This window comes from Faecalimonas umbilicata (assembly GCF_042846195.1).
Classification (GTDB): domain Bacteria; phylum Bacillota; class Clostridia; order Lachnospirales; family Lachnospiraceae; genus Faecalimonas; species Faecalimonas umbilicata.
Window position 1 is genome coordinate 130,042 of record NZ_AP031411.1, and the last position, 12,734, is coordinate 142,775.

Annotated in this window: 9 protein-coding genes; 6 read left to right on the forward strand and 3 right to left on the reverse strand. The window is 42.4% G+C overall.

The features are described 5' to 3' along the window. Window positions 1-52 precede the first annotated feature (52 nt). Window positions 53-694 carry a hypothetical protein gene (locus ACGG81_RS00570; protein ID WP_270428681.1) on the reverse strand — a complete coding sequence of 214 codons (642 nt, stop codon included), beginning with the start codon at window positions 692-694 and terminating at the stop codon, window positions 53-55. 444 nt (window positions 695-1,138) lie between these two features. Here ACGG81_RS00570 and ACGG81_RS00575 point away from each other — a divergent pair, with 444 nt between their 5' ends. From ACGG81_RS00575 to ACGG81_RS00585, 3 genes are read left to right on the forward strand one after another with little or no spacing between them, the layout of a single operon-like run. Then, on the forward strand, window positions 1,139-1,777 hold the full coding sequence (locus ACGG81_RS00575) for a hypothetical protein (protein ID WP_390109019.1): 639 nt from the start codon (window positions 1,139-1,141) through the stop codon (window positions 1,775-1,777). Further along, window positions 1,774-4,605, forward strand: coding sequence for a DUF5050 domain-containing protein (locus ACGG81_RS00580; protein ID WP_390109022.1), 2,832 nt, complete (start codon window positions 1,774-1,776; stop codon window positions 4,603-4,605). Before ACGG81_RS00575 ends, ACGG81_RS00580 begins: the two co-directional genes overlap by 4 nt. A gap of 13 nt (window positions 4,606-4,618) precedes the next feature. After that, a complete protein-coding gene (locus ACGG81_RS00585; protein WP_390109025.1) occupies window positions 4,619-5,650 on the forward strand; it encodes a leucine-rich repeat domain-containing protein in 1,032 nt (343 codons plus the stop codon). Window positions 5,651-5,780: 130 nt separating this feature from the next. Here the strand turns inward: ACGG81_RS00585 and ACGG81_RS00590 are convergent, their stop codons facing one another. Next, the gene (locus ACGG81_RS00590; RefSeq protein ID WP_009263742.1) at window positions 5,781-6,629 is read right to left on the reverse strand and encodes a helix-turn-helix transcriptional regulator; all 849 of its coding nucleotides are present in this window, start codon (window positions 6,627-6,629) and stop codon (window positions 5,781-5,783) included. Between the two features lie 138 nt (window positions 6,630-6,767). On the opposite strand from ACGG81_RS00590, the gene ACGG81_RS00595 reads away from it, so the two are divergent. Next, entirely contained in the window at window positions 6,768-6,947 is a 180-nt protein-coding gene (locus tag ACGG81_RS00595; protein ID WP_008977566.1) for a hypothetical protein, read from the forward strand. A gap of 104 nt (window positions 6,948-7,051) precedes the next feature. Here ACGG81_RS00595 and ACGG81_RS00600 read toward each other — a convergent pair whose 3' ends face one another. Then, window positions 7,052-7,918 (reverse strand): helix-turn-helix domain-containing protein, encoded by an 867-nt coding sequence (locus ACGG81_RS00600; RefSeq protein ID WP_270602833.1) that lies wholly within the window; start codon window positions 7,916-7,918, stop codon window positions 7,052-7,054. 237 nt (window positions 7,919-8,155) lie between these two features. Here ACGG81_RS00600 and ACGG81_RS00605 point away from each other — a divergent pair, with 237 nt between their 5' ends. Further along, entirely contained in the window at window positions 8,156-10,408 is a 2,253-nt protein-coding gene (locus ACGG81_RS00605; RefSeq protein ID WP_390109029.1) for a glycoside hydrolase family 3 C-terminal domain-containing protein, read from the forward strand. Window positions 10,409-10,445: 37 nt separating this feature from the next. After that, the gene (locus ACGG81_RS00610; RefSeq protein ID WP_390109032.1) at window positions 10,446-12,704 is read left to right on the forward strand and encodes a glycoside hydrolase family 3 N-terminal domain-containing protein; all 2,259 of its coding nucleotides are present in this window, start codon (window positions 10,446-10,448) and stop codon (window positions 12,702-12,704) included. Window positions 12,705-12,734 lie beyond the last annotated feature (30 nt).

Sequence of the window (12,734 nt, forward strand, 5' to 3'; positions counted from 1 at the left end):
ACAGAGGCATCAATAGTAGGCTTAAAAAGAAAAAGATTCTATATTTCATAAGCTAATCCGCCTCCTTTTGTTTCATAAGTTCTTCGAGATAAGCAGATACTTCATCCCAGTGACCATCCTTTGCCAGATATGTCATTGTGGTCAGGTGATTAGAACTGTCATGTTCCCAGCGCCGGATAGCACGGTATTTTTGCTCAAGTGTCCGTGTATATTCCGATTGACTTTTTGACTTCTGTCTTTGCAGAAGAAGAGATTGTTTTCTCTGTTCTGCTTCTTCAAAGATTCTGCAGGTTTTTGAAATATAAAAGAAAAAAAACAGAAGCAGGATAAGGCTGATGCCTACATGGATCAACAGGGTGGAGGGTTTGTCGCTGTCTATCTGGGCAAATAAAATATTTGACAGATTGTACATACAGATAATAGGAAGGATTAGTTTTAAAACAGAAGATTCCGGGACAAATCCATAATAATATCTGAGCTTTGGAAGCAATTTCTTATAGAAGAAATATAAACAGAACACATACACAGAGGTATATAGAGACAATGTTTTGAAGTCGTAGTTTAAAAACAGCATTGTACTCTCAAGTGTATTATCTGGAAATAGAATATCAGCGACACTGATGATCAACATAAAAAAGGATTCGATCGCTATCAACATCAGATAAAAGAGAAAAATCAAGTTTACTTTTGTCAAAAGCCGTCCCTCGAAAAAGGGAAAACAAGTGATCAGCTGAAAAAAGATCATTGCAAAGCAGATATAAGGGAAAGATTCATCAGGAATCAAAGAAACCAGTATAGCAAACACACAGCACAGAAAAATCAGGCAGAGTGTAGAGTGTCTGCGAAAGTATTTTTTCAGAGGAAAGAAGAAACGGCAGGTGAGAAATGAAAAAATTAGGACAACCAGCTGTATCAGTATGAGAAAAAATTTACTCGATAAGATCATAATAGATGCTTCCTCCTCTTTTTCTAAAAGTTTAAATCCGAATCTATTATATCACAGAGGGAAGCAGTGAGAAAAGACAAGGTAAGGTTATATATTACATATATCTTGAAATCCATGACGTGATCATACAAAACGATATAGGGAAGTAGTATAATCATGAAAAAAACAGAAGAAAAAATAGGAGGAATGTATATGAAAAGAAAGAAACAGGAGAGGCGAACCAGAGGGGTCATACTGACGATTGTTCTTCTGCTCATCCTATTTATTTTTGTAGTGGCAGGTTTGCTGAATAAACGTGCGGAAAAGGAGAGAGAGGAAGCGTATGAACAGAAGACACTGGAGGAGGCGCAGGGAGTCTGTGAGGAGTTTCTGAATGCATATCAAGATAAAGATGGCGAAATGCTGACAAGACTTCTCTGGAATCAGGGGTATGGAGAACCTGTGGAATTTAGTGAATATATGAAGATTGCGGCAGATCATCTGTCTTATGAGATTGGAAAAGCAAAGAAACATAAAGATGGAAGTTGTTGGGTTTCAGTAGAAATTACAAATCTGGATCTTCCTGCCATTGCAGAGTTGGAGATTGAAAAGAAGACACATTTAAAATCAGATTCGGGGACTGTGCTAAATGATTTTTTACATCTCCTTTCAGATTGGGATACAAAAAATCTGGGAGAAATGCCAATGAAGACGTATAAAGCAGACATACTTCTCAAGGAAGAAAACCTTCAGTGGAGAATAGAGATGACCGATGAATTGTCAGATGCACTGCTTGGGGGGTATGTGGAACTTTACAGTGAAGTCGTGAAGGAGTTGGAGGGAGCACAATGAGAAGAAAACGGATATGGGGAATGATACTTGCTGTCTGTATGCTTGTGCAGCCGATTAGTGTACTTGCAGAAGAAAAGGAGCAGAACGGTTATTTGAATATACGTGAGTATGCGACCGGAGAAAAGACACAGATTTATGTAAAGGCAGAAGACAAGATCATTTATGCACAGCCGCAAGAAATCGCACAGGTCTGTGGGGCAGTTGTAGAAGAAAAAGCATACGGAGTCGACCTAAACCGGAATGGCTATATGGTGAGGATCAATGTAGAAGAAGGGACGGCAACATTAGAAAATGAGATTGGACCGATTTCAAGACAGACCTTTCCGCTGGAATGTAAGGTGAAAGATGATGAAATTTATCTTCCATTGGAGAAGACAATGTACCTGCTGAATGCAGGATGGCAGATGGATGAGGAAACGGTTGTCGTAGATGCTCCGAAAGAGACTCTTTGGAATCTTTTGAATGATTTCCCAAAACTGGCAAAAATGCGCCCGCTTGCCGAAGATCTTTATGGCAATCATGTATATGAGAAGAGTTTTAAATATGTGCTGCTGGCGCTGGGAGATGAGATTGATTACCGGATTATTTTATCAGTCATCGGCGAAAGAATGATTGAGAAACAGCAGTGCGAGAAAGTATTATATGATCTTGGAAAAGACGATTCAAAATATCTGGAAGGAAAAGACGATATTTTTGCAGATATGGAAACACTGTTGAAGATATTTAAAGATGGATATGGGATGTTAGAGGGACTTGGAAAGATGCCGGAAGACTTGTCCGGTATTTTGAAATATATGGAAAAAAGAAATGGGATTCCATTTACGAAGTGGGATGTGATTCCGGAAGAGTGGCTTACAAAATTAATTAAAAGTCAGGGGAGTGTGTCGCAGACAGCAACGGATCTGGATATTGCACTGCGCTTGTATACAGTGATTGAGGCGGTCCATCGCCTAGAAAACTGGCAAGAGATTTACTGTGATCAGCTGAAATCACTTGCAGACAGTGATATATCCTATGTAAAGAGAGCAGGAGAAAGAGCAGAAATGCTTCAGGACTCTGCAAAAAGGCTGTATGAGAATAGTTCTGATTCGGAGAAAGAATTATGGCATCAGATCATTCTCCAGGTAATGGATGTATTTGCCTCTGAGCTTTTTAAAAAGGTTCCGGTCGCCGGAAAAGCGTTGGAAGTCTATGGGATGATTGTTCCTGTGGCCTCTGCAATCCCAGAGATTTCTAAACAGTTTGATCTCGGAAGCGATGCGTATGATGCGGATGTACTGCTGGATATCGGCGCAATGTCACTGCACAATTGCAGTTATGTATTAAATCATGTTGTGAATCAGCAGGCAATCACAATCGAGCAGCTCAAGGAAGCAAGGGCAAACTATATGCTGATGATTCGGACTTATTTTCACACATGGGATCGCATCGGAAAAGTAAGAGAGGCAGAAGGGAACCCACCTTCTGCGGATGAGATTGATGTGACGAAGTGGGATACTGTGCAGTTAGAAATGATGAATCTTCAGGAACTGATCACGAAAAGTTATGAGCTGATCATAAGGATGAATGAGAGTGCAAGATATGACAGTGCGCTTCTGTTAAATACAGAATATACAAATTTATACAACGAAAAAATAGAGGATGGCATTGTCCGTCAGAAGATTCCGCTCTCTCTGATCACAGAGGAACGTATGCAGGCAGAAAATGAAGGTGTGGGAAATGTGATTCAAGGAGAGGATGGCTCCATCTATTACTGGAAATATCAGAAGAGCAGTTTTGAAGAGACTGGAACGCTGGCACAGTATCAGGCACTGCCAGGAGTGAGCAATGCGCTGATCAAGAGAGATCCGTCTGGAAATGAAGAGACGGTCTTCGAGGCAGAAGGCGCCGGGGAGATCGCAGTTACCGACGAAAAAATCTTCTATGAGAAGCCGATCGACAATATGTCAGTGACAAAGATTTGCAGTTATGACCGAAAGAGTGGAGACATTACAGAGATCAAAAAAGGAAAACTGAAAGCGGCGACGGAGAAATATATTATCTGTTCGGATCCGAATGAGGAAGAAATCTATAGCTTGAACATTTCTAATGAAGAGGAAACGAAATTAGGGGATGGAAGTTATCTTGCGATTAAAGATGGATTTATCTACTATCAGCTGGCAGGAACTGGCAAGGATAAAGTAACACTGGCACGAATCCAGCCAGACGGAAGTGATGATAAAGAACTATGTACTGTGGATCTGGAAGAGCACGTAGATGAGGATGACCTTGTCAGCAATGCAACAATCGCATTCATGGTATTTCAGGGAAAAGATATTTATTTTTCATATGGAAACTATGGGGGATCAGCAGTCATGTATCAGGGTGGAAAGATTGCGAAGTACAGTAGTGAAGAGGAAACAGTAGAAGACCTGACGCCGGAAGAGTGGGATGAGCTGAAGGCAGCTGACTTTGTGGTCAATGCAGATGGAACGGTCGACAAAGAATACATCGGAAATGAACTGAATGACACATCGCCGATGGCGGAATATTATACTGCAGATGGAAGTGTATTCTATTATGCGGAAAATGGAGCTCCGGAAGAGATCATCACGCAGGAGGATTATGCTTCGGTCGGAGAAGGAATCTGTGGACAAGCGACTGATGATACTGCGCTTACATTAAAGTATGTGGAAAAATTCGGAGAAAAGGTATATTTCTTCATGGATTCCGGTGAAAAGCAAATCAGAGGTGGAGCAGGATGGCGCTATTCTTATAAGCTGCAGAGCGGAGCGATGCTGGAGAAAGATCTGTCGACCGGAGAAGTGAAGACATTGTACACTTATTAAAGAGAGGGGGCGTATGAGAGTGAAAATAATACAAAAGACAGTATTGACCTTTTGTCTTCTGGCACTGGTAGGGTTCTCGGCTCCTATGCTGGTCCATGGAGCGGAAGATAGACAGAGTACAGATTCCGATTTCCATATCGATAAGGAAGGATGCCTGACCAGTTATACCGGATCGGAGGAGCATGTGGTGATTCCAGAGGGAGTAAAGCGCATCGGAGGTAATCCGGATAACAGTATCTTTGAGGATACGGAGACAGAGATAAAAAGCGTTGTGATACCAGATAGCGTAATCGAAATTGGCGAGAGGGCTTTTTACACTTGTCTGCAGCTGGAAGAAGTGACGATGGGAAATGGGGTTAAAAAAATCGGTCAAGAGGCTTTTGCGGGTTGCTTTAAAATGAAGACGATTCATTTGTCAGATAGTTTGCAAGAGATTGGTCTGAGAGCATTTAACTTTTGCGAATCTCTGGAAGCACTGGAACTGCCGTCTAGCCTGCGAAATATAGAAATGGAAGCTTTTGGAAATTGTATTAGCCTGAAAAGTCTGAACATTCCGGATGGGGTGCAGGCAATCCCGCCAGGTACATTTGATCGGTGTTCCAGTATGGAAGAACTATATATTCCTTCCAGTGTAACTAAAATCGGAGCAGGAAGTAAACTGATGCCGCAGTATGTTGGGGAGAGAACCGGTTTGGAGGATTGTGATAATTTGACAATCTATGGCGCAGCAGGCAGTGCAGCGGAGAAGTATGCACAAGAAAAAGATATCACCTTTGTGGAGGATGCAAGCATGCAAAGCACTGTGATACCGGATTCCGAAGAGGAGGAACTGGAAACGCAAGAAGAGGTGGAAGAAGAGGAAGAAGCGATAGAAGAGGAAACAGATAAAGACGAGGCAGAGAAAAAAGAAAGTACGCAAAAAACACAAAGTAAAACTTCTGTGGACAGAGTGCAGATTGTTGGATTGACAGTGGGGGCAGTTGGTCTGGTGATCATTCTGATCGCAGTTGTGATTCAGATCATAAGAAACAGTAGAAGAAAATAATAGAAACTATAGAAAACAGGTACAGAGATCACAGGGAAGATGAGAAAATTTTCCCGTATAGTTGTGAGATGTACCTGTTTTTTGTTGGAAAGAAATAAAGAAGGTACGATATTTCATTTATAATGAAATGCTATTTGTCTATCGCAAGTTTATGCCGGATTTCCCGCGGTGTACATCCGTAGATTTCTTTGAACATCTTGTTGAACAGTTTGTAGTTCGTAAAACCGTGTCGTTCGACGATTTCCATAATGCCGTCCTCTGTGTTGCAGATATCATGGTAAATATGAATCAGGCGGATCTGGTTGACGTACCGCGTGAACGTCACACCGAGGCTCTGTTTAAAGAAGCGGCAGAAATATTCCCGGCTTAGCCCCAGTTTCTGTGCAGCTTCCTCAAGGGAGATTGGTTTACTGTAATGATCATCTACATAAGAAGTGATCGCACTCAATCGGTCAAGGCTCCCGATATTTTCAGGAATCAGAGATTCTTCGGCAGGGCGGGCAAAATGTGTCAGAATCAGATAGAGAACTTCCATTGCGATGGACTCACATTCGAGGCGGTAGCCAAGAGGCTGCTGGACATGGAGTGGTGGAAGTTTTTTCAACAATTCGCAGATCTGGAGATAGATATCGAGCTTCTCTTTGACGAGGATATCCCGGCTGAACTGTAGGTTCAGGTGGTCAAGATCAGGGATATATTTTTGTAAATGCTGACGGGAATAGTGGATGCAGAGCCCCATCGTCATTGTGGCACATTTCGATTCGTGGATCTGATTGGAGTCAATTAAGACAAAATCTCCCGGAACAACGAGATGTCTGTGTCCATTGATGCTCATCTCGGCAGAACCGTTTAATACGAAGATCAGTTCCAGTGGAGAATGCCAGTGAGGCGGTGTATAGTAACCTCTCTCTGTATAATACTTGATAGCAATTCCAGTATCGTCCACGTTATATAATTGTTTATATTTAAATGCAATCATGTGATAATATCTCCTTATGTCAATTTTGACCTAAAAGTAGTCAATTTTATATCTAAAAAACAATATAGTAGTATGATAACATAATACACGTAGCAAGGAAAAGTTAATTATAAAAGTTAAAATAAAGGAGAGATTATTATGTCAACAATCGCATTAAACAATCAGAACGTATATGTAAACAATAAAGCTGAGAAAAAGGTAGAAAAGAAAATGTCTGTATGGGCAAAAATCGGAGCATTTATTATGGAAAATGCAGATGCATTAGAAGCATATGCTTGTACTTTAGACGGAAGAACTTATGTCCCAGATCACAAATAGGATGGGGCATAAGCAAATGGAAAAACAAAAAGATAAATGACAGCAGGAACAACTTTAACAAGTGTTCTGCTGTTTTTTTGTGGAAAAATCATCAGAATCTTTTTTTACTGGTTTTGACCTTTTAGTTCTTTTCGAAGTGCGCCGGGAGTGGTGTGAAAATGTTCGTGAAACATACGGCGAAATACTCTGTAATTTTTAAACCCATGGATTTCCAACAGCTGATAGAGAGGGTAATCTGTGGAGGTGAGATCCTGGTAAATATGGGAAAGGCGAATTTCGTTAATATATTCCAAATAAGTGCAGCCCATATGCTTTTTGAAAAAGCGGCAGAAATATTCGGGTTGCAGAGAGGCAATATTTGAAATCTCCGGAATAGAGATCTGCAAATGGTAATTCTGCTTAGTGTATTCAATCACCGGCTCTAGAAGAGAGAGACTTTTAAAACGACGGTCGGTAAAGCGAAGCGGCAGCTCCCGGCGAAAATCTCTGTAAAGATGATAGAGAAAATCAAACAGAAGGCTTTGAAAACGGAGTGTATTGGCAGAAGATAAGGATGCTTTGTCGGTAGCTGAGATCATATTTTGCAGGATTGTTTTGAGTGTATCTAGTTTCGCCTTCGTTTCGCGGTCTTGTGCAAAGACAGGTACATCGAAAAAAATCTTTGGCATATCCGGAATGTATTTTTTGAGAAGGGGATATGGAATTTGTATAAGAAGACTTTTGGTATTTTTCACGTATCTGGTGGCATGTATTACTTTGGAATTGATAATGATACAGTCGCCTGACTGCAGAAGGAAAGTCTGACCATCGGCAGTTACCTCAAAAGTGCTGTCCAGAACAAAATTAATCTCAAGTGCATTGTGCCAGTGAGGCATGATGTAGATATCTGATGCATGAAAAAGATCAAAGCGGATATCCAAATTGTGGGAAAGTTCAATGTGCTCATGTGCAGCGGAAATTTCTGTTGACATAGGAAGTTCCTCCTTTTTTATAAAAAATGAAAGAGTATTTACGATCAGCTTTTTTATTTTTCATTTCTTTTCACATATTCTCTATAATATCACAGGAAATTGCCTGAAACAATCGAAAAACAATTCCCAAAAGATAAAATCGACCTATATAAAAGTAAGGATAAGGACTTACAAAAAAAGTGTATGCGGTAGTATAATAAAAAACAGAGTGTATTCGATCAGATTGGAGGAAATCGTATGGACGTAAAAGAATTAGTTGCAAAAATGACATTGGAAGAAAAAGCGGGACTTTGTTCCGGACAGGATTTCTGGAATACAAAAGCAGTAGAACGGCTGCAAATTCCGGCAATGATGGTCAGTGACGGACCTCATGGGCTCCGGAAACAAGATGAGAGCGGAGATCATCTGGGAATCAATGAAAGTATTAAAGCAGTATGCTTTCCGGCAGGATGTGCGACCGCCGCTTCTTTTGACAGAGAGCTTCTCTACAAAGTAGGAGAGACACTGGGAAAGGAATGTCAGGCAGAGGGAGTCGGGGTTATTTTAGGACCTGCGGTCAATATTAAGCGTTCTCCGCTCTGTGGAAGGAACTTTGAGTATTTCTCAGAAGATCCTTATCTTGCGTCAGAGATTGCGGCAAGTCAGATCAAAGGGGTACAGAGTAAGAATGTCGGAACGAGCATCAAGCATTTTCTTGCAAATAATCAGGAGCACAGAAGAATGACTTCGAGCTCGGAAATAGATGAGAGAACGCTGAGAGAGATTTATCTTGGTGCATTTGAGGGCGCAGTGACACAGGCAAAACCGTGGACAGTCATGTGTTCTTATAACAAGATCAATGGAACTTATGCGGCAGAAAACAAAACCTATCTGACAGAAGTACTTAGAAATGAATGGGGATTTGACGGATTTGTTGTCAGTGACTGGGGTGCAGTCAATGACAGAGTGCCGGATCTGGAAGCAGGACTTGACCTTGAAATGCCGACTTCCTTTGGATTAAATGACAAAAAGATTGTGGAAGCAGTCAAAACCGGAACACTAGCAGAGGATGTGCTTGATCAGGCAGTCGAACGGATCCTGAACATCGTATATCGCTTTGAGGAGAACCGGGATGCAACAGCAGTGTTTGACCGTGAGGCAGACCATGCCCTTGCGAGAAAAGTAGCTTCTGAGTGTATGGTACTTCTGAAAAATGACGGAATCCTTCCTCTCACAGAAGAGAGAAAGGCGGCATTTATCGGAGTATTTGCGGAGAAACCTCGCTACCAGGGTGGCGGAAGTTCACATATCAATGCCTCTCAGACAGAATCTGCGCTGGAGATGGCAGCAGGATATCCGGTTGTATATGCGAAAGGATATGACACGAAGGAAGATCAGGTTGATGAAGAACTCGTGGCAGAGGCAGTGCGTGTGGCAAAAGAAGCAGAAGTCGCTGTGATCTTTGCAGGACTGCCGGATGCATTTGAGTCCGAAGGCTATGACAGACAGCATATGCGCCTTCCGGAATGTCAGAACTATCTGATCCGGGAAATTTGCAAAGTCAATGAAAATGTAGTGGTAGTCCTTCACAATGGGTCTCCGGTGGAAATGCCTTGGGCAGATCAGGTGAAAGGCATTTTGGAAGTGTATCTTGGCGGACAGGCAGTCGGCGGAGCGACTGTGGATGTGCTTTACGGCAAGGTAAACCCGAGTGGACATCTGGCAGAGACATTTCCATTGAAACTGCAGGACAATCCATCTTACTTATATTACGTAGGAGAAGGAAATAAAGTAGAGTATCGAGAAGGTGTGTTCGTCGGTTATCGCTATTATGATACAAAAGAGATGGATGTTTTATTCCCATTTGGACACGGACTGAGTTATACGACATTTGCTTACAGCAATATGAAGTTAGATAAGACGGAGATGAACGACACAGAGACATTGACTGTGCAGGTAGATGTGACCAATACCGGAGATCGTTTCGGAAAAGAAGTGGTACAGCTCTATGTGATGCCTCCCAAAGGAAATGTGATCCGTCCGGTCAAGGAGTTAAAAGGGTTTGAGAAGATTGGATTACATCCGGGAGAGACAAAGACCGTTACATTTACATTAGGGAAACGTGCATTTGCTTACTATGACACAGATCTGCATGCATGGAATGTAGAGAGTGGAAGCTATCGGATTGCGTTGGGGCAGTCTTCCAGAAACATTCTGGCAAATCAGGAAGTTCAAGTTCACTCTACAACACAGAAAAGACCCGAACTGACTATGAATACCATGTTTGGTGATATCATGACGATTCCGGGTGCGAAGGAAGTTATGGCAGAAGCAATGGGAGCAATTTCTGTTTTTGATGGAATGCAAGGAGATTCTCTTGGAGAGGGAACCGGAGATATGATGGAAGCCATGATGCGATATATGCCATTGCGTGGACTGACCGCATTTGGCGGTGGAAAACTGACATTTGCAGAGGTGGAGAAACTACTGGAAAAGTTAAGGAGATTATAGGAAGCAAATGAATTCAGAGAAAAGGAATCAGAATTTTATGGAACAGAAATGGACAGAGAAAAAGGAAGACGGATATAGACTGCTCCAAAATGAAAACGGACCAGAGTTGGGAATCAGTGAAGGAAGCAGAGTCAAAATCTTGGTCGTAGATGGATATGCATTTAAAGATCTGGCAGGAGCCGGAGAGTTACTTCCGTATGAAGATTGGCGTTTATCTTATGAGAAGCGTGCAAAGGATCTGGCAGAGCGTTTGGAAATAGAAGATATTGCAGGGCTAATGCTTTACAGTGCACATCAGCTGATTCCAGCAAAAGGAAAACTAGCAGAGACGTTTGGTGGAACTTATGAAGGAAAACGATATGAGGAAAGTGGTGCAAAGCCATGGGAATTGACAGACCAGCAGAAGGAGTTTGTGCAGAAAGATAAAGTGCGCCATGTTCTAATCATGGGGCTTGAGAGCACAGAGGTGGCGGTCAGATGGAACAATAACCTTCAGGCATTGGCGGAAAATACCGGTTTCGGAATCCCAGTCAATAACAGTTCAGATCCGAGACACAGTGCGGGTTCTACGGCAGAATATATGGGAGTGACCGGAGAACCGATCTCGAAGTGGGCAAATGGCATTGGATTGTCCGCATCCTTCGACCCAGAGCTGGTAAAGGCATTTGGGGAAGCTGGATCTGCAGAATACCGGGCACTTGGGATTACGACAGCACTTTCACCTCAGATTGATCTTGCGACAGAGCCGAGATGGATGCGGTTTGCAGATACGTTCGGGGAGCACACCCAGATGACGATCGATATGACAAAAGCATACTGTGACGGGTTTCAGACAACCGAAGGAACTGCGGACGGATGGGGAAAGGACAGCGTCAATACAATGGTAAAACACTTCCCAGGCGGAGGTCCTTGCGAGGGAGGAAGAGATGCGCATTATGCCTATGGAAAATATGCAGTCTATCCGGGAGAAAATTTTGCAGAGCATTTACGGCCATTTACAGAAGGAGCATTTTCGCTTGGTGGAAAGACAAAAAAAGCAAGCGCTGTCATGCCTTACTACACGATTTCTTATGAGAGAGATCAGAAATACGGAGAGAATGTAGGAAATTCTTTCAACAAATATCTGATCCAGGATTTGCTGCGGGAAGAGCTGGGATATGACGGAGTGGTATGTACCGATTGGGGAATCACTCATGATACCGGAAAGACGGAAGAAGAGTTTGCTGGAAAATGCTGGGGTGTGGAACATTTGACAGAGGCGGAACGCCATTTAAAAGCATTGGAGGCCGGTGTCGACCAGTTTGGTGGAAATAATGATGTCAAGCCTGTCATGGAAGCCTACGGAATGGCATGTGAAAAGTATGGGAAAGAGGCTACAGATGCAAGATTTCGGAGATCTGCCTACCGCCTGCTTTTAAATATTTTCCGGACAGGACTTTTTGAAAATCCATATTTAAATTTGAAGTCTTCTTTGAGTATTGTAGGATGTGAAACGTTCAAAGAAAAGGGATTTGAGTCACAGCTGAGATCTGTGACGATGGTAAAGAATAGGGAGCATGTACTTCCATTGAAAAAGGGAATCAAAGTTTATATTCCAAAGAGACATATACGCTCTTATCTGAACTTTATGAGTATGCCGACAGGGGATCAGACAGTGACTCCGATGGCAAAACAAGCGGCAGCATCTTATTTCCATATAACAGAAGATCCGAGGGAAGCGGATGCCGCGCTCTGTTTTATCGAATCCCCGATCAGTGTTGGATATGATCCGAAAGACAGAGAAGATGGTGGAAACGGCTACGTTCCGGTGACACTTCAATATCGTCCATATGAGGCAAAAACTGCAAGAGAGATAAGTATTGCAGGAGGGGATCCGCTCGAAGCATCCAAGGACCGTGGGTATAAAGGGAAGTGGAACACGGCGGCAAATGAGGAAGATCTTGATCTGATTCTGAATATGAGAAAAGAGATGGGAGAAAAACCAGTCATTGCGATCGTCACCTTAAAAAATCCGATGGTGATGGCAGAATTTGAACCGTATACGGATGCAATTCTCGTAGAATATGGAGTGACTCCGGCAGCTGTGCTAGATGTTCTTACCGGAGCATTTGATCCCGAAGGACTACTGCCAATCCAGATTCCAAAGGATATGGAAACGGTTGAACAACAGAAAGAAGATGTGGCATTTGACATGGAATGCTACGAAGACAGTGAAGGACATACTTACGATTTTGGGTATGGAATGAATTTTGGCGGGGTCATCCGGGATGAAAGAACTAAAAAGTACGTAAAATAGAAAAAATAACAATATGGAATAGATTTTTGC

Excerpts from the sequence above, each read along its gene's own strand:
- ACGG81_RS00585 (WP_390109025.1), top strand. The coding sequence starts at position 4,619 with ATGAGAGTGAAAATAATACAAAAGACAGTATTGACCTTTTGTCTTCTG.
- ACGG81_RS00590 (WP_009263742.1), bottom strand. The coding sequence starts at position 6,629 with ATGATTGCATTTAAATATAAACAATTATATAACGTGGACGATACTGGA.
- ACGG81_RS00600 (WP_270602833.1), bottom strand. The coding sequence starts at position 7,918 with ATGTCAACAGAAATTTCCGCTGCACATGAGCACATTGAACTTTCCCAC.
- ACGG81_RS00580 (WP_390109022.1), top strand. The coding sequence starts at position 1,774 with ATGAGAAGAAAACGGATATGGGGAATGATACTTGCTGTCTGTATGCTT.
- ACGG81_RS00605 (WP_390109029.1), top strand. The coding sequence starts at position 8,156 with ATGGACGTAAAAGAATTAGTTGCAAAAATGACATTGGAAGAAAAAGCG.
- ACGG81_RS00595 (WP_008977566.1), top strand. The coding sequence starts at position 6,768 with ATGTCAACAATCGCATTAAACAATCAGAACGTATATGTAAACAATAAA.
- ACGG81_RS00575 (WP_390109019.1), top strand. The coding sequence starts at position 1,139 with ATGAAAAGAAAGAAACAGGAGAGGCGAACCAGAGGGGTCATACTGACG.
- ACGG81_RS00610 (WP_390109032.1), top strand. The coding sequence starts at position 10,446 with ATGGAACAGAAATGGACAGAGAAAAAGGAAGACGGATATAGACTGCTC.